Origin of the sequence: Grimontia sp. SpTr1 (assembly GCF_947387585.1) — a bacterium.
In the GTDB taxonomy this organism is placed as follows: domain Bacteria; phylum Pseudomonadota; class Gammaproteobacteria; order Enterobacterales; family Vibrionaceae; genus Enterovibrio; species Enterovibrio indicus.
The window spans coordinates 82,208-100,896 of the sequence record NZ_CANDOD010000014.1 but is presented as its reverse complement, the minus strand read 5'-3'; the positions used below and the strand labels follow the sequence as shown (position 1 = coordinate 100,896).

Below are 18,689 nucleotides of genomic sequence, written 5' to 3'. Positions count from 1 at the left end.
AGGAATTGGGCATAAAAACAAGGAGAAACAGGCGTGACACCGATTTTCAAAGGCACGACAGCCATGTTGGTGGGGATCACGATCCTCAGTGTTGATGCGCTGCTCATTCGGTTGATTGAAGCGTCCGGTTGGACATTATTGTTCTGGCGTGGGCTGCTGTCTGCGCTCATCATCGCTAGCTTTATGATGGCGACCCGCCCTGCCCAGACAATTTCGGCACTTAAAAAGCCCTCCAAAGCGTTGCTGGTAGGCTCGTTTGCATTCTCTATTTCGACGGTTTGCTTTGTCCTTTCTATCGACCATACGCAGGTTGCCAGCACCCTTATTATCATCAACATCAGTCCGCTGATCTCTGCCCTTCTTGCATTCCTGTTTCTAAAAGAGCGGGTTGATAGCAGAACCCTCATCGCCATCGTGGCGGCGATGGTCGGCGTTGGTTTCGTTTTCTATGGAAAGGCGATGCCTACGGCCTCCTTTGGCAATTTGATGGCGCTGATCACTGCATTTATGCTGGCAACTTACTTTGTGATTTTGAGGAAAAGTAAAAGTGCTAATGCCCCGCTTTACCTGGTTCTGGGTGGGCTTTGTACTTCAACAATCTCACTGTTTGCGGGCGCAGAGCCTTTTTCACTGACTCCCCAGGAATGGAAATACACCTTGTTGCTATGCGGTGTCGTCGTCCCAATTTCGTTTGTGTTGATTTCAATTGGTCCGAAATACCTACCCGCTGCGCACGCAAACTTGTTCATGCTCCTTGAAGCGATTCTTGGACCACTGTTTGTTTGGGCCGCTTTGGGAGAAGTACCAAGTAACAATGTGCTGGTTGGTGGTGGGATTGTATTGTTGACTTTGGTGGTGTTTACGCTATCTGCTGCCAAAAAACATCGCGCATCAAACAAAAAACCCAGCTAGGTATAAGCTGGGTTCTATAAATATCCGCTTTGTATCATAACCGCAGACTCTGCCAGGCTTCGCACATGGTACGGAAGGTTGCGGCATCCCCTTCCGGTCTGTCTGGGTGCCATTTCAGCGCCATCTTGCGCCACTGGCGTCGGATTTCTGTATCAGAGGCATTTTCAGCCAACCCTAAAGCTGCCAGCGCATTTCGGCGCTCAACAGTCGTTTCACTGCAGTGGCCCACGTGTTGCTGATAGCGTTTCCAGAATGAACTCAACAGTTCGCGAACGTCTTCCGTTTGCGCGTCGTAGTTATTCCAATCCATGTAGTAGCCGCGAAGTGGGTCATCGCGGTTCACTTCATGTTGCACAAAACCCGAACCTGCACCACGCCACATGAGACGGATATCCATCGACTCTACCTGCAACCATTGCTGTGGCAGCAACATTTCCTGCAATTGGTAAAGCGCGTTCATGATAAGAAAATTACGCTTGAACAAGTCCAGTTGAGGGTCGTCATCTAGATGGTCCATGATGGTATTTTTCTGCAGTTCTGCCATCAGGTAATGCACTTTCCAGCTTTGGTTTGACGCTTCAAGTACACTCAAAATCGGCCAGATCAGAGGGTTATCAATATCATCCCGTTGTTCCGCAAGCATACAACTCTTTCTCCTATCGACCTCATGTCGTACATATAAGACATTAATCCATAATTCCGTGAATCGCCTGCTTAATTAAGCGGTTCTGTCCGATTTCACAGTCTCTTGCTTCCTGTGCCAAAGAAATTGCATTTCTATTGATAGAAAGCTCACTTAATCAAGCCAGCATATCCAGTGCCAGTTTTGCAACTTGGTGTAAATTATTTCGACACCTGAAGCGCGCACCTCTCGCAGCTGATTGAGAGACAAAAGAAAAAGGCCGATGCATAGCATCGGCCTTTTCTCAGGGTTTATTCTCTAGCGTTAACCGCGATAGTAACGCTGAGGAACAAACGGCATTTTTTCGACGGTCATCGGCAATTTCTTACCGCGTACTTCTGCAAAGACTTCAGTACCAATAGCAGCACTGGCTGTAGCCACATAACCCATGGCAACTGGCTGGCCTTTGGTTGGGCCAAATGTACCACTGGTCACTACACCAATTTCGTTGTCGTCAGCATCAAACAACACAGCGCCTTCACGCACTGGCGCTTTGCTTGAGCCCAATAGGCCAACGCGCTTGCGGGAAACATCTTTGGTCGCGATTTGGTCAAGAATGATGTCTGCGCCAGGGAAACCGCCTGCACGCTCGCCATCGGCACGGCGTGGCTTACTGATTGCCCAAAGCAGGCTGCCCTCTACTGGCGTAGTAGTGGTATCAATGTCGTGCCCGTACAGGCAAAGGCCACACTCAAGACGCAGTGAGTCGCGAGCTCCCAGACCAATCCACTCTACTTCCTCTTTCAACAGCAGTCGGCGTGCAAACTCTTCTGCTTTGTCTGCTGGAACAGAGATTTCGTAACCGTCTTCACCGGTATAGCCAGAACGGCTGACCAGACATTCGATGCCAGCCAAATCCATTTTCGCTGCATCCATGAACACCATGTCAGCAACCGCTGGGTTCAGCGTCGCCAGTACAGTAGCGGCTTCAGGGCCTTGCAGTGCAAGCAGAGCGCGATCTTCAATCACTTCCAGTTCGACATCTGCTGGGATGTTCGCGCGCAAGTGTGCGATGTCTTGCTCTTTACAGGCAGCATTAACCACCACAAACAGGTGATCGCCAAAATTGGTCACCATCAGGTCGTCCATCAGACCGCCTTGTTCGTTAGTAAACAGCGCGTAACGTTGCTTACCTTCTGGCAAATCAATGATGTCTACCGGCACCAGCGCTTCCAGTGCCTTCGCTGCATTCTCGCCGTGCAGACGCAACTGACCCATGTGAGAAACGTCAAACAGGCCCGCGTGTTCACGGCAATGAATATGTTCTTTACGCACACCCAGTGCGTATTGCACTGGCATGTCATAGCCAGCGAATGGAACCATTTTCGCGCCCATTTCGATGTGAAGGGCGTGCAGTGGGGTTTTAAGTAGATCCTGAGACATGTTTCACTCCATGATCACGGCGCTTGCCGACTTGCTAAATAATCATCCGCGGTATCTGCGGGGATAAAATCCAATCTTAAGATGCCGTAACCCAAAGGATCTGGGCATCTTCTTCACTGAGCGAAGTGAGCATATGCCCCATCGCAGCGTCGTAATACACGCTGTCGCCCTCATTCAGTTCAATCGCTTCGTAAAACTCAGAGTAGAAGGCAATGCTGCCTTCCAGCACTAAAAGAAATTCTTCACCATCGTGGCGAATCCATTCGTCATACTCTTCAAACGAGCGCGCCCTCACGCGGGATTTAAACGGAAACATCTTCTTATTAGTGAGCTGGGTCGCCAATAATTCATGTTCGTATGTCCCTGTTGGGCGGCACTTCCCTTCGCCTACACGGGTAATATCACGGCGTCCGGTTGCCTGGCGCGACTTTGGTGGCGCAAACAGCTGCGGAATATCAATCTTCAATCCAACCGCCAGTTTTTGCATGGCCTGGAAAGTTGGAGAGATCTGTTCATTTTCGATTTTCGACAGCGTGGAGCGAGCCAGACCGGTAAGCTTGCTAGCTTCTTCTAACGTCAAACCGCTATTGGTTCTGATCTCTTTCAGCCGTTCACCCAAACGCAGCGGAGCAATTGGCGCATCGGCCTGCACGCTGGCTCTTTCAACGATAACTGACGGATACACGTCCTGTGCATCTGGCTCTGACATAACTCGACTCTCGACTTGATGTTGCTGGTGGCGGCCATTCTGACACAGTCATCACGAAGACCAACACGAATAAGTTAACACTTTTAACAAAAAGTTTCCTATTGGAAACTTGGCTAAATCTTCATCACCGAATTGAAGCTAACTTATCAGCACATGAATTTACACCGATAGACACCCCATTTTTGCCAATATAAATCAACTCTGGCTGCCATCGTATAACGCGTTGAATTTATTGACCACACCTATCCTGAAAGGATTTAGCATTTGCAATCTTGCGTGTAAAAGAGTAAAAAAGCAAACGTTTGCGCAAGGTAAGTATTTTAAGAAAGTCTGATATTGAGCAAATTGTCAGAACTGTTGGCGAGATCACATCAAGAGTTTCCTATAGGAAATTTTGTTTTGCAGGGCGCAAACACGTTTTGTATGTTACGCAAATGTTGAAGTTCAAATAACAATAAAACGCCACGCTTGCTATACCCAAAGTAATAAGCACTTCAACGTGACAACTGGGCAAGCGATGACGGGATAGTCATCAACCGGCACCCAAGCCAGAACGGTGGTGCGTAACCTACAAAAAGCAAGGAGACGTGCAATGAGTCATAGCATGTTTGACCTGTTTAAAATCGGCGTTGGTCCGTCTAGCTCCCACACTGTGGGGCCAATGGTCGCCAGCGCAAGATTTGCAGAAGAATTGCGCGATAAAGAAATCCTCCACAATGTGGAAACCGTGACAGTCGAACTCTACGGTTCGTTGGCACTGACAGGGAAAGGTCACGCTACGGATGTCGCGTGTGTGATGGGACTGATGGGCGAATGGCCTGACAGCGTAAACCCAGACGATATCCCTACCATGACTAACATGGTGAAAGGCAGCAAAGAGCTACCACTAGATGGACACCGCTTTGTTCCTTTTGATTGGGACACTGACTTGGTTTTCCATTTCGACAAAGTGCTGCCAGAACATCCCAACGGAATGACATTGACTGTGAAGGGGGACAACGGCGAAGTTTTGCTTTGTCGGACTTACTTCTCAGTCGGTGGCGGTTTTGTCGTAGAAAAAGGTGAAACTGATGCCCTTACATCAGATTTTACCCCGCCGTTTCCGTTTAATAGCGCGGTGGAATTGCTCGCCCATTGCGAGCAGCAGAAAAAGAGTATCGCCGAGATCATGTTTGCCAATGAACTGGCTCGTGCCAAAGCGCACGACAAAAAGGCAACCATGAAAACGGTCAACGAACACATTGATGCTATCTGGCATGTGATGAACGCCTGTATTGAGCGAGGCATCACGCAAGATGGTGTGTTGCCAGGCGGCTTACAGTTAAAACGCCGGGCAAAGAAATTGCACGACTGCATTATCAAGAAAGACTTGGACGGCCTGCCGCTCGACACCAATGACTGGGTCAATATGTTTGCCATGGCGGTCAACGAAGAAAATGCAGCAGGTGGCCGCGTTGTTACCGCGCCAACCAATGGTGCAGCTGGCGTGATTCCAGCAGTATTGGCGTACTACAACAAGTTTGTTTCACCGAACAATATGGAAGGGATAAGAACCTTCTTGGCAGCCGCAGCAGCGATTGGTTCTCTCTATAAAACCAATGCCTCTATTTCCGCTGCAGAGGTGGGTTGTCAGGGTGAGATAGGTGTTGCCTGTTCAATGGCAGCAGGCGGATTAGCCGCCGCCATGGGTGCCACTTCTGCACAGATTGAAAATGCAGCAGAAATCGGTATGGAACACAATCTGGGACTGACCTGCGACCCAATCAACGGTCTGGTTCAGGTGCCATGTATTGAAAGAAACACCATGGGTGCAGTGAAGGCAATTAATGCCACCAGACTCGCACTTAATGGCGATGGAGAGCACCACGTTTCGCTCGATAGCGTGATTAAAACCATGCACGAAACAGGACTCGACATGATGAGCAAGTACAAGGAAACGTCCCAAGGCGGACTGGCAACCAACGCAATCGCAATCAACGTTGTTGCCTGTTAATAGCGTACTTACCAGACAGGAATATTAGACGGGTTTGGAGCAGCCCCAGCCCGTAAAATTTTTATGCTGCAAGCAGCAGCGACGATTTAACTCGTTTCACACGGAGAAGTAAAAATGGATGCAACCCTGAAATTTGCTGAGAGCCACGAGTGGGTAAAAGACAATGGCGACGGTACTGTGACAGTAGGTATCTCTGATCACGCACAACAACTGCTGGGTGACGTGGTATTCGTTGACCTGCCAGAAATTGGCACCGAAGTTGAAGTCGGCGAAGGCTTTTCACTCGTAGAATCTGTAAAAGCAGCGTCAGATATTTACGGCCCGGTAAACGGTGAAGTGGTAGAAGTTAACGAAGATCTGGAAGACAGCCCAGAGCTGGTTAACGAAGCACCTTTTGAAGGCGGTTGGATTGCAAAAATCAAGTTGGCTGACGACAGCAACCTTGATCATCTGATGAGCGCTGACGCTTATCAGGAAACTATCGAAGACTAATTCAGGACGAAGGTCATGACAGAATCACGCTTACTTGATCAACTGCAGGCTGACAACGAGTTTGTCTCCCGTCATAACGGGCCGCGCGTATCAGACCAGCAAGCGATGCTGAACACAGTAAATGCCACCAGCCTTGAGCATCTCATCGAAGAAACTGTGCCAGCGGGTATTCGCCTGCCGCAACCTATGACTCTGGACGCGCCACTGAGTGAAGTGGCGATGTTGAGCAAGCTGAAAGCTATTGCCAGCAAAAACGTCATCAAGCGCAGCTTTATCGGTCAGGGTTACTACGGCACCCACACGCCAAACCCAATTCTCCGTAACGTGTTGGAAAACCCAGGTTGGTACACGGCGTACACCCCTTACCAGCCAGAAATTTCTCAGGGTCGCCTTGAATCTCTGCTGAACTTCCAGCAAATGGTGATGGACCTGACCGGCGTGGAGCTCGCTAACGCTTCCCTGCTTGACGAAGCAACGGCTGCTGCAGAAGCCATGACGCTGTGTAAGCGTGGTGGTAAAAGTAAGAGCAACACTTTCTTTGTGGCAAATGACGTTCACCCGCAAACGCTGGACGTAATCAACACCCGCGCTGGCTTCATGGGCTTTGACGTAGTCGTTGATGCAGCTGATAACCTGCCTCAACACGATGTGTTTGGCGCCCTCCTGCAATACCCTGGCACAACGGGTCAGGTGCGTGATCTGACCGCTCTTATTGCTGCGGCACAAGCGAACAAAACGCTGGTGACGGTTGCTGCTGACCTACTCTCTCTCACCCTGCTGAAAGCACCGGGTGAAATGGGCGCAGACGTCGTGATTGGTTCTGCACAACGCTTCGGCGTACCTATGGGCTTCGGTGGCCCACACGCTGCATTCATGGCAACACGTGACAAATTGAAGCGTACTATGCCTGGCCGTGTGATTGGTGTGTCTATCGACTCGAAAGGCAACCAGGCACTTCGTATGGCAATGCAGACGCGCGAGCAACACATCCGCCGCGAGAAAGCGACCTCAAACATCTGTACTGCGCAGGCACTGCTGGCAAACATGGCGGCTTTCTACGCTGTTTACCACGGTCCAGAAGGTCTGAAGAAAATTGGTCGTCGTGTTCATCACCTGACGGCACTGGCAGCAGCGGCATTTAACCATGCTGGTATCGCGCTTGCGTTCCATGACTTCTTCGACACGATTACGCTGAACACAGGCGATCAAACTGACGCACTGTTCAATAAAGCGCAAGACGCTGGCTTCAACCTTCGCAAACTGGATGGTCAGTTGGGCGTGAGCTTCGACGAAACCACCACATTGGCTGAAGTAAACGCACTGGTTGCCGCGCTGACTGACGAAACGGACGTGGCGCAATATGCCTCTTCTGTAGAAGCAGACGAATACGCCGCTATCCCAGAAGCGTGCCGCCGCACCAGCGATTACCTGACGCACCCTGTGTTTAACACTCACCAGAGTGAAACCCAGTTGATGCGCTACATGAAAAAGCTGGAAAACAAAGACTTCTCCTTGACCCATGGCATGATCCCGCTCGGCAGCTGTACAATGAAGCTGAATGCAGCCGCAGAGATGATTCCTGTGACTTGGCCTGAATTCGGTGAACTGCATCCATTTGTTCCTGCTGATCAAGCACAAGGTTACGGCGAGCTGGCGGATTCTCTCAGCAAGATGCTGTGTGAAATCACAGGTTACGATGCCATGTCCCTGCAGCCAAACTCTGGCGCACAAGGTGAATACGCGGGTCTGATTGCGATTCAGCGTTACCACGAAAGCCGTGGTGAACCTCACCGTAATGTCTGTCTGATCCCAAGCTCAGCACACGGCACTAACCCGGCATCTGCTGCCATGGTGTCAATGAAAGTTGTTGTGGTTGGCTGTGATGAAGACGGCAACATTGACGTAGAAGACCTGAAAGCAAAAATCGAGAAACACCGCACCGACCTATCATGCATCATGATCACCTACCCTTCTACGCATGGTGTGTATGAAGAAGCGGTACAGGAAGTGTGCGAACTGGTTCATGAAGCTGGCGGTCAGGTTTACCTGGACGGCGCGAACATGAACGCACAGGTTGGCCTCACCAGCCCAGGCTTTATCGGTTCAGACGTTTCTCACCTGAACCTGCACAAAACCTTCTGTATCCCGCACGGCGGTGGTGGTCCAGGTATGGGTCCAATCGGTGTGAAATCGCACCTTGCACCATTCCTGCCAGGACACGTGATTGAAGGCACCAACTACGCAGTTTCTGCTGCACAGATTGGTAGTGCATCAATCTTGCCAATTTCATGGGCATACGTTGCCATGATGGGTGAGCAAGGTCTGACGGAAGCAACTAAGGTTGCCATCCTGAGTGCAAACTACGTGATGGAGCGTCTGCGTCCTTACTACCCGGTTCTGTACCGCGGTACTCACGGTCGCATTGCGCACGAATGTATTATCGACATTCGTCCAATCAAAGATGCATCTGGCATCTCTGAGGAAGACATCGCGAAGCGTCTGATGGATTACGGTTTCCACGCACCAACCATGTCTTTCCCAGTTGCTGGCACACTGATGATTGAGCCAACAGAAAGTGAAGACAAAGCCGAGCTGGACCGCTTCTGTGACGCGATGATCGCAATTCGCGAAGAGATCGCTAAAGTTCAGGATGGTGAATGGCCACTGGAAAACAACCCATTGGTTAACGCGCCGCACACACAGAGTGACCTGATGGCTGCAGATTGGGAGCGCCCTTACAGCCGTGAGTTGGCTTGCTTCCCAAGCGCACAATCGAAAGATGCGAAGTACTGGCCAACAGCGAACCGTGTCGATAACGTCTACGGTGACCGTAACCTGATTTGCTCTTGCCCGAGCATTGAGAGTTACATTGAAGACTAACAGGTGACACGGTTTCACCACCAAAAGCGAGCCCATCGGCTCGCTTTTGTATTTTTGGAACTAACATCCCGTGCAATGCATTTCATTAAAATCTCCCACTAATGCATCTATTTGCAAAATAGGCAGTTAGTACAAATCCCCCATAAACACCACCCATTTTTTGCTCAACAAATGTTCATATTTGTCGACACAAATATATGCATTACAAGACATAATCGTGATGAGAATCACTTTCATTTATTGGCAGTTAATAGTTCCTAACACTATTTTCATTTCATTGAGCACAATTTCTCGCTATTGATACACGAATAATTAACAAATAAATAACATTGGCCAGGGGACAAAGAATGAAGCTTAAGCAGAAAATGTTGTTGATCCTTCTTGGCATCGGGTTAATCCCCGCTGCCATTATTTCTGTCTTTTCGTTACAAATGGCCAGTGCCTCGTTGGAGCAGCAAACGTTCAGTCAACTTGAAGCACTTCGTGAAGTGAAAAAAGATGCCGTTGTGCGTTACTTTGACAGTGCAGCCGCTCAGTTGACCACCACTGCAAATTCATCCGCATTGGCAGAAAGCGCGATTGGAATGATTGATGCGTATCGAACCGCGCCAACTGAAATCAATGCTGACCAAATTTCAGAACAAAAACTTGTCTCCTACTACCAAAAAACACTGATATCACCGACTGAGCAAAAACGCGGAACCAGGCTCGACACAGATGCTTCGTCTCTCGTCGATGAGCTCAGCACTTCCGCGAAATATCTCCAGTACGCTTACCTTGTCGACAACGACAACAGCAACAAAGCCTTGATGTCGGCCAGTAATTTTGGTCTGCGCTACGATTTCCACCACAAGGCCATTCATGACTACCTTGCTTCGACCAAAGAGAAATTTGGCTATTACGATATTTTCCTGATTGACGTCGAAAGCGGTAACGTTGTCTATTCCGTCAGTAAGGAAACTGACTTCGCCACCTCGCTGAAAAAAGGGCCGTTCTCAGATAGCGGTCTGGCGGATGCATATCAACAAGCAACCGGCTTGAAGAAAGGACAAGTCACTTTTGTCGACTTCGCGAAGTATCTGCCATCGTTCAATGACCCCGCAGGCTTTATCGCCACACCGATTTATGACAAAGGCGAGGCCGTTGCCATCCTCGCTTACCAATTTCCGATTGATCGCCTCAACGCCATCATGGGAGAACGCGCTGGGCTGGGCGAAACCGGTGAAACCTATCTGGTCGGGGCTGATAATCTGATGCGTTCTGATTCTTATCTCGATCCCGTCAACCACTCTGTGATTGCTTCATTCAGCAACCCAGTTAAAGGCGCGGTGAAAACACAGGCTGCGACAAAAGCGTTAAATGGCATTTCCTCTGTGGAAACCATTATGGATTACAACGGAAACCCAGTGTTATCCGCCTATGCCCCACTTTCCATTCTGGGAGCAGATTGGGCGATTCTGGCTGAAATTGATGTGGCTGAGGCCTTTGCATCTGTAACAACGCTTCGTAACTCTGTACTGGTCACTATTACCATCGCGTTGGGCATTATCGCAGCTGTGGCGATTTACTTTGCCAATGCCATCACCCGTCCACTCGGTGGCGAACCAAAAGAAATGCAGAAAATTGCAGATACCATCTCCAAAGGGGATCTAACACTCAGTTTCACGATTGATGACGCCAGCAGTGGTGTCTATCGCTCAATGTACGACATGACGAACAATCTGAAGGCGCTGACAGGTAGTGTGGTGAAAGCGACCGAGCAGCAATCTTCGGCGTCTTATCAGCTGTCGCAAAGCACGCGTGATACGTTGCAAAACATTGAGAAGCAAAACAGCAGCACGCTCCAAGTTGCCACCGCCATGGAAGAAATGACCATGACGGCCAATGAAATCTCCAACAATACCTCTGAAACCGCCCGTGCAGCGGCGGAAGCGCAGGAGCTCATCAAAGAGAGTAATCAGGTCGTTCATTCTGCTTCCAACAAAATGATGAACCTGGTTTCTGATCTCAATGTCGCCAAAGAAAAAACCAACTTGCTGGTAAAAAGTGCTGATGATATTTCCGGTATTTTGGTGACCATTGGGCAAATTGCCGAGCAGACCAATCTACTTGCACTGAACGCAGCCATCGAAGCGGCGCGAGCAGGTGATCAGGGAAGAGGCTTTGCCGTTGTGGCAGATGAAGTCCGGAGCTTGGCGCAAAGTTCGCAAAATGCGACTGAAGAAATCGCTAGCTTGATCACCTCGCTACAAAAAGTATCTGATGAAACCCGCAAAGCGATGGAAACCGGCGCACAAAATGCCGAGCAGGTGGCGAATCAAGCGATGGATAGCACTGACCGCCTGGAATCAGCCGTCGCTTCTGTCGAGCGTATTGCAGATATGACGATTCAGATGGCAAGTGCGTCAGAACAACAATCCACCGTCGCAATCGACATCAACAAAAATCTGGTCGACATCAATTCAATGTCCCAAAGTACAGCAACAGCCATGCACCAGATCACCGAAGCCAGTACCGAACTGACGAAATTGGCGAAAACGTTGGAACATCACACCAGCCAATTTTCAATTTAGCTCTCATACCCAAACAAGCTGAAGATATAGAATTCATCGCGTTTGGGGATACTTAAATATCTTTGTTAAAAGCCACTTTTTCGAAAGTGGCTTTTTTGTCTAAAAATGGCCTTAAAACCTGACCTTTCCGCGCATTTATCATAGAAATTTGAAGTCAAATAGTTGCCTTTCATAAAAAACAAATCTTGTATGATTAATAAGACAACCCACTGTTTATCCATTGTATAAAGTTTCTTTCGACAGTTGCGATTGCGTCTAATTATTTTAAAAAGCTCAGACCAAAGTATGAATATAACCTCATATAAGCAACTCGGACTAACATACTGATTTATTGAATTTCTCTTATTTTTCATTGCAGAAGAAAAATAAACGAGGCCAATAAGCGAGTTAGCCAATTTTCTATTCAATGTTGTAACCGAAATAAAAATGGCAACTTCTCGATATCAAAGACAAAAACGCTTGTGGCGAAACGTTTGGATTAGGACAGCATTTATCAAAAGCATGGAAGCGGCCTTCCGCAAAGTCTACCAATACGCCGAACCCAATCTGACACTGGTCGGGTGGATGGGGCTTATTGGCTTTCCCCTCTATTACTTTGTCTGGACTGATTTCCTACCGCAAGCCTATGAGAATCTTCCATTACGACTCTTCTGCTGCGTGTTTTTTGTCATCGTGCTAATGCGGAACAAACTCAAACCGCCTATCAAAGACCAGATGCATTGGTTTTATCAAATTGCTATCACCATCGTTTTACCGTTTTTCTTCTTCTACATGTTGCTGATGAACAACTGGTCAACCGTCTGGTTATTGTCATTTATGGCCGCGGTTTTCCTGCATATTCTGATGGTTCACATCACTTGGGTCATGTTTGCTCAGACCCTGATTGGCCTCAGTTCCGCCATGCTTTGCGCATGGGTAGCGAGTGGGTATCACCTTGAATTTTCGATGGACTGGACTTATGTACCGGTTTTTCTCTTCATCTATCTTTTCGGCAATATTTTCTTTTTCAGAAACCAGCAGGAACATGAAACCAAAGTGTCGATTGCCAAGGTCTTTGGCGCTGGCATTGCCCATGAGATGCGAAACCCACTGGGTGGACTTTGCTCCACGTTAGATTTAATTCGCACTACCCTGCCCGATCCCTCCAACAGCAACAAACAGGTTTACCAACTTAGCGAAGAAGACATCAGGCTACTGCGTGAAGTCAGTAGCGATGCGATGAACATCATCCGCGCCGGAAACGAAACCATTGACCTGCTGCTCACTTCTATTGACGAAAGTCGTGTCTCCCGATCCTCCTTCAGACGCCACTCGGCCAGTCATGTTTTAAAAGGGGCAATAGACAGTTTCGGTTACAAGAGCACAACGGATAAGTCCGCCATCGTATTACGCACTGCGGAAGACTTTGAGTTTTTGGGTAGTGATACTCTGCTCAAGTACGTCATTTACAATCTTTTCAAAAATGCTTTTCACCATCGCAGCAGTGAAAACTTTGCGATTGATATCATTTTGGAAAGCGATCAGTACGATAACCGCATCATTGTCAGAGACAGTGGTCAGGGTATTCCCCGAGAATTGCTTGAAACTATCTTTGAAGATTTCTACACCACAGGCAGGACAGGAAATTACGGTCTGGGCCTCCCCTTCTGCCGGAAAGTGATGCGCTCATTTGGGGGAGAAATTTCCTGCGATTCAAAACTTGGCGAGTGGTCAGCGTTTACCCTAACTTTCCCAAATATCGACTCCCCGACAGCTGATGACATTAAATCTAACCTCATCAAACTGAAGTCGATGTTGGTTGTCAGTGACGAAACAGACTTGGTTGCGCGTGCCAACAAAATCAGCAAGGAATCCGGGTTTAAACTGCAAGTATTCAACGTACTGGAAGCACTGCAGAGGCGGGACTATGAATTCGAATATGATGTGATTGTGGTAGACCTTGAGAGCGTTAAATCTAACGGCGATGTCCTGAGCCACATCGAACCTTTGCTGTCCTTCACTGAAGCGCAAATTGTGTATCTACATAATGGCTCGGTTGCACTCCACTCAACACACTCAGTTTATCAGCCTATCTGGATTGAATCGCTGGTCTGGCGTATCAACACCCCTGCCGTTATCGAGCAGCTGTTTTTTGATACCGCAGAAGTGGCTCAAACCGGCCCTGTGGTCACGCCAGGACATTCGCTCAATCAGACCATTATGGTCGTTGATGACAGTGAAACACTGCGGCAATTCACATCAATACTGCTAGAGAAGCAGGGATTCAAAGTCATCCAGTGCCCCAACGGCAATAGCGCGTTAGAAACCTTAATGGATGATGACCAATCCATTGATTTGATATTGATGGACGTTGAAATGCCCGTTATGGATGGACTTGAAACCTCCAGAAGGATCCGCGATGCGAAACATCGCCACGCTAACGTCCCCATCATTGCCCACACTGGTGATGATTCTAAGCCCACACTGGATAAGATTATTAGCTCAGGCATGTCTGACTTCATTTTGAAGCCATCAGATCTTTGTAAGCTACGCGACAAAATCACTATCTGGCTGCAATAAAAGCCTCTAGGGTCTGTTGACCGTTGACCCTAGAGGCTCAACAAAGTTAGTAGAAACATAGTTCAGGATGATCATACGCTGCCTGGCATACAGTTAGCACTTGATCGATATCCCTGTTGCTCATGTCGGCACTCAGAGAGAACCGGATGATCGCTTTGTTTTTTGGCGTTGCTGGCGCACAGAACACCGCGCCATAAACGCCATTGGCTTCCAGAAAATCCCGCACCAGTTCCGTGTTTTGCTCATCACCACACTCTAAAGAAATGATTTGGGAGTCGCTTCGTATCTTGAACCCAATGTTTTGAAGCCCAGCACGCAGTAAGTCGGAAATTTCAAACAGTCGCCTTCGCTTAGGGTCAGCCTTCATGATGACGTCAAGCGTAGCATCCAAGCGAGCGATTTCCTGTGGCAGTACCGTGGAACTGAAAATCGCGGGGAACGACACAAAAGGCAAAGATGTAATCAGTTTGTGCGGCCCCAACACTGCGCCTGCGCGATAGGCAAAAGCTTTGGCAAGACTGGTCGTCACAAAGTCCACGCGGTCGCGCACGCCCATTTCATTGATAAGGCCTGATCCCTCTGGCCCATGCGTTCCCAGAGAATGAGATTCATCGACAACCAGCGCGCAACCAAATGCTTCAGCAACATCACAGATTTCAGGGAGCGGTGCCACCGTGCCAATAGTGCTATAGACCGAATCCACCAAAATAATGCCTTCACCGTGTTTTTTAATCTGACGTTTTAGATTACTCACGCTGTTATGCATGAAAGGAATAATTTGCGCACCGGCTATTCTCGCCCCTTCCCAAAGTGACATATGGGCAAAAAAGTCGATATACACGCGGGTTCCAGGCTCACAAATGGTTTGGAGCAAACCAACATTCGCAGCCCAGCCCGACTGAGACAGCACGCAGCCATCCATACCGACAAATTCTGCCAATCTATTTTCAAAATCAGGTTTATGATCCTCGTCCTGTAAAAATACCGCTGACATCACCACGTTCTCACTGGAACTGGCAATGGCATTGAGATGAGCTGATTGGATATTGTCATCAAGACTCAGCGATAAATAATCGTTACTTTGCATCACAACAGCGCCTTCTCCTGGCCGGCTACTCACTGGCAGAGGCCTGGCATTCTTATAAGGTTCTGTCATATCCCGCAAAAAAGAGTTAAGACGCGCATCGATAAAAGAAGGGAGTTTTTTTGTATTAGTTGAATGATTGTCCATAGCCAAGCCTCTTCTTGTTAAAGAAAAACGCCAAGAGCGGCGTTTGATGTTTTGGTTTATACCCAAAGCACTTCAGCAAGCCGTCGAAAACGAGTTTTTGCTGCCTGAATATATGGCTGATTATGTATGAGGCTTAAGTGGTCAGACTTTTTAAGTTTGCGAATTTACAGAATTATTTATTGAATTAACCTGTATAAATCAATGGGCATACAAAAAAGACGAACTATCAAAAAAGCTCGTCTTTTCAATATTTAAATAGAATTTACACTGAGGATTTATCCCGGAATACGCCACCAATAAATCTTAGACCTCGATAGATTTGCTCAATCACTTTATCTGTATGCCCACCAGAAAATATGTGGGAAGTAACATTAAGTTGCAGTGTCTCAAATGTCTCAATCATGGCGCTAAAGTTAGCTAATATAGGCTCACCGACGGACTCCCCTTCGTTATCGCCTATCTCAGTGTAAATCGGTAAGTCGGCTATTTTCTCTGCCCGGTTTATTGCCATTTCTGAAAGCTGGAAACTTTCCAATGCGGCGACAATTTGATTGATATCCTTTGATATATAAAGCAGAGGGTTTTCTGCATCAGGTGCAATAGCGCGTAGAATCGTGAGATATGCATAAATAAACCATTCCGGCTCACTTCCCCGTGTGAGCTTAGCGAGCTCCTGCTCAAAAAAGTCAGAATGCCGCTGATAGTCATGCCTTTTCATCATCATGCCTGCCGGGCTTAAACCAACGCAGGTGCGATATCGCTCAGGGAATTCAAAGGCGGCCATCATCGCGCCAAAACCTCCCATAGAGTGTCCCATGATCGCTATCTTTCCTGGCTGGGTTCGGTAACGGATATCAATTTCCTTAACGATATCCGTCGTCAGGTAATCAAGAAAATTCCCAGATATTGGTGAATTGATATACCAAGAGCCATTCAATGAACTTCTGCCGTCAACAGCCACAACAATAGAAGGTTCAAGATCCCCTTCATCAATAAGTTCATCCAAAATATCGTCAAGGCCAGCTTCGTCATTCAATCCTTCATCAAACCAGGCACTCGGTTCACCTTCGTAACCATGAAGGACATAGATGACAGGGAAAGTTCGGTTGGTATCGGCATAGTAGCCATGAGGAAGATAAACAATGATCTCCCTGTCAGCATTTTCACCCGCAACATTGTCCTTCAATGAGGGAGCGTCGAAACTGAATTGCTCAAGTGTGCCGCTAGGCGTTGGGCTCAGGTCGTCCTCAATCTGATAGTCAAATGACATAAATGGATCCTTTGCGATAACGAATACATTTCATCTTAAGTGACTATTTTTTAATGTAAACCTCCTTCATTTTCTAACATCATCTACTGTGATGGCGGCTTCTTTTCCTTGCTACCTTTAACGCTAAAACAAACCTGATAATGCAGGGTACTGTGACTTTGACATCGTTGTGATCACACGTAAATCAAACATCCTTATTCAGAGCGCCCCTACCCGAGCATTTCAGGTTGTTTGAACACAATTGTATTGCCACAACAGCTCTTTCTATCTCAGTACCAAGTTCAAGACACTTTTATAAGGAGTTGCTTGAGTAGATTAAATGAGCCTGTGTTTCCACCACCGCAATTCGTCTCTTTTCACTCAGGAAATGCAGGCCTCTCGCTCACTAGTTAAGGAGAAAGAGCAAATGACTAAGCTTGTTGATATCGAAGGTATTGGTGAAACCTACGCGGAAAAACTTGAAGCGATTGGTATTTCAACCATTGAGCAACTTCTGGAAAAAGGCGCTCAACCTTCAGGTCGTAAGTCCATTGCAGAAGACAGTGGCATCAGCAGCAAACTCGTGCTGAAGTGGCTAAACCGCGCTGACTTGGCACGTGTTAAAGGGATCAGTACTCAATATGCTGATCTTCTGGAATTTGCAGGGGTTGATACTGTGCCAGAATTAGCACAGCGCAACGCAGCAAATCTAACCGCGAAAATGGCAGAGGTAAATGAAGAGAAAAATCTCGTTCGCCAATTGCCAGGCGAAAGCAAAGTAGAAGATTGGATAGCACAAGCGAAAGATCTTCCCCGCGCGATCCATTATTAAGATACCCAAACAAAGAAGCTGGCATGATAGCCAGCTTCTATTTAGGATCTTTCTGGAAATTCGTCACTTTTCAATGCGCGAATACCGAGTTTATTTCGGCAATTTCTTCATTGCTCAGATATTGGAAATTGTCGTTAGCTGCCTGCATTCTCAGTGCTGCAGTCTCTTCCAACTCTTCAACATTACAAAGCGCATCTTCAAGATCTTTTCCCATAACTACCAACCCCAAATTGGCGATTAAAATGGCATGGTGATGTTTGGCTTTTTCTGCCAGATAAAAAGATCCTGAAGATCTAAATAGCGGAATTTTAGGAAGCGTCATCGTTCTCATTGCCACGATAGGAGACAGAGTCGGCAGTACGTTTTCGACATCCAGTTCGTCTTTCTGAACTAACTTGGAAATATGCTTTGGTGTAATAGTAAATATGGCTTTATGTTTCGGGTTGGCATTATAAATATCTAAGTGATGATCGACTTCCCAACTAGGAGAGTCGCCGGAGATAAGTTTCCCATCAAGAGAGACCACCGAGAAATGCTCTTGCTTCAAACGACCCATTCTCAGCCCATTCGTCGTTACCACGACAGTTCCATCTTCTAATTGAGCCGACAGGTTTCCGGATTCTCCTGTATCGTGTCCTTGCAAAAAGAGTTTACGACCGTAATCAACGAGCTTATTTCGTAGATCGCCTTGCCCAAACATGCCACATCTCCAACAAATTCGCTTCCAGTGCACCGCTGCGTTTTCAAGGTTTGTATGTTCAGAATATTGATCGCTGTTATACGATCGCATTATTTATCACCGAACAATACACACTAACTTATTTACGATCCTTTCTAAGTACGAAACTAAGAAAGGATCCATATCATCACCAGGAAATGATCCTTTTTCCTTTTTGGATGGCAATGATATTGATGTGGCTGAATGCGTTTTTAATTATTTCCTCACCACACTTTGTTATTTTTTATCATTTTGATGATCACGCAACAGAAAATGCGATCTGATCCGTTTTTATTTTATTAATGAGACCTCTATCAACATTTATTAGGCAAATATCACTAAAGTTTTTCTCTTTTCTCATTATTGCCAACAGTTATTGAGAGCAATCCATCTTATTTTCTTCGATCATTGAGAGCCCTATCATCAGTTTTTCATGCCGATACTCTTTAGCATTTGGATCTTTCTTACGCCCGAGC

General features: G+C 47.4%; 13 protein-coding genes. 7 read left to right on the top strand and 6 right to left on the bottom strand.

What is annotated here, in order from left to right; translation table 11 throughout:
- The first annotated feature begins 33 nt into the window (after positions 1-33).
- A complete protein-coding gene (locus tag QL223_RS18540) occupies positions 34-912 on the top strand; it encodes a DMT family transporter (protein ID WP_002538657.1) in 879 nt (292 codons plus the stop codon).
- 34 nt (positions 913-946) lie between these two features.
- Here QL223_RS18540 and QL223_RS18535 read toward each other — a convergent pair whose 3' ends face one another.
- The 3 genes from QL223_RS18535 to QL223_RS18525 form a co-directional block, all read right to left on the bottom strand.
- A complete protein-coding gene (locus QL223_RS18535; protein ID WP_002538655.1) occupies positions 947-1,555 on the bottom strand; it encodes a DNA-J related domain-containing protein in 609 nt (202 codons plus the stop codon).
- Between the two features lie 303 nt (positions 1,556-1,858).
- Entirely contained in the window at positions 1,859-2,977 is a 1,119-nt protein-coding gene (gcvT, locus tag QL223_RS18530; protein ID WP_046303221.1) for a glycine cleavage system aminomethyltransferase GcvT, read from the bottom strand.
- Between the two features lie 76 nt (positions 2,978-3,053).
- Positions 3,054-3,686: an XRE family transcriptional regulator gene (locus QL223_RS18525; protein ID WP_002538651.1), complete on the bottom strand. Its 633-nt coding sequence runs from the start codon at positions 3,684-3,686 to the stop codon at positions 3,054-3,056.
- Between the two features lie 592 nt (positions 3,687-4,278).
- On the opposite strand from QL223_RS18525, the gene QL223_RS18520 reads away from it, so the two are divergent.
- The 5 genes from QL223_RS18520 (at position 4,279) to QL223_RS18500 (ending at position 14,183) form a co-directional block, all read left to right on the top strand.
- Complete coding sequence (locus tag QL223_RS18520) at positions 4,279-5,679, top strand: L-serine ammonia-lyase (RefSeq protein WP_002538649.1); 1,401 nt, start codon at positions 4,279-4,281, stop codon at positions 5,677-5,679.
- Positions 5,680-5,793: 114 nt separating this feature from the next.
- Entirely contained in the window at positions 5,794-6,171 is a 378-nt protein-coding gene (gene gcvH, locus QL223_RS18515) for a glycine cleavage system protein GcvH (RefSeq protein WP_002538648.1), read from the top strand.
- A 15-nt stretch (positions 6,172-6,186) separates the two neighbouring features.
- The gene (gene gcvP / locus QL223_RS18510; protein ID WP_281545590.1) at positions 6,187-9,051 is read left to right on the top strand and encodes an aminomethyl-transferring glycine dehydrogenase; all 2,865 of its coding nucleotides are present in this window, start codon (positions 6,187-6,189) and stop codon (positions 9,049-9,051) included.
- Between the two features lie 347 nt (positions 9,052-9,398).
- Positions 9,399-11,624, top strand: a complete 2,226-nt coding sequence (locus QL223_RS18505; RefSeq protein WP_281545589.1) for a methyl-accepting chemotaxis protein — start codon at positions 9,399-9,401, stop codon at positions 11,622-11,624.
- Positions 11,625-12,125: 501 nt separating this feature from the next.
- Entirely contained in the window at positions 12,126-14,183 is a 2,058-nt protein-coding gene (locus QL223_RS18500) for a hybrid sensor histidine kinase/response regulator (protein WP_281545613.1), read from the top strand.
- A 46-nt stretch (positions 14,184-14,229) separates the two neighbouring features.
- Here QL223_RS18500 and cqsA read toward each other — a convergent pair whose 3' ends face one another.
- Both cqsA and QL223_RS18490 read right to left on the bottom strand, forming a co-directional pair.
- Positions 14,230-15,414, bottom strand: coding sequence for an alpha-hydroxyketone-type quorum-sensing autoinducer synthase (gene cqsA, locus QL223_RS18495; RefSeq protein WP_281545588.1), 1,185 nt, complete (start codon positions 15,412-15,414; stop codon positions 14,230-14,232).
- Positions 15,415-15,676: 262 nt separating this feature from the next.
- Entirely contained in the window at positions 15,677-16,684 is a 1,008-nt protein-coding gene (locus QL223_RS18490; RefSeq protein WP_281545587.1) for an alpha/beta fold hydrolase, read from the bottom strand.
- 406 nt (positions 16,685-17,090) lie between these two features.
- Here QL223_RS18490 and QL223_RS18485 point away from each other — a divergent pair, with 406 nt between their 5' ends.
- On the top strand, positions 17,091-17,495 hold the full coding sequence (locus QL223_RS18485; protein ID WP_002538638.1) for a DUF4332 domain-containing protein: 405 nt from the start codon (positions 17,091-17,093) through the stop codon (positions 17,493-17,495).
- Between the two features lie 70 nt (positions 17,496-17,565).
- Here the strand turns inward: QL223_RS18485 and QL223_RS18480 are convergent, their stop codons facing one another.
- Positions 17,566-18,195, bottom strand: coding sequence for a class II aldolase/adducin family protein (locus tag QL223_RS18480; RefSeq protein ID WP_039849971.1), 630 nt, complete (start codon positions 18,193-18,195; stop codon positions 17,566-17,568).
- Between the last annotated feature and the right edge of the window lie 494 nt (positions 18,196-18,689).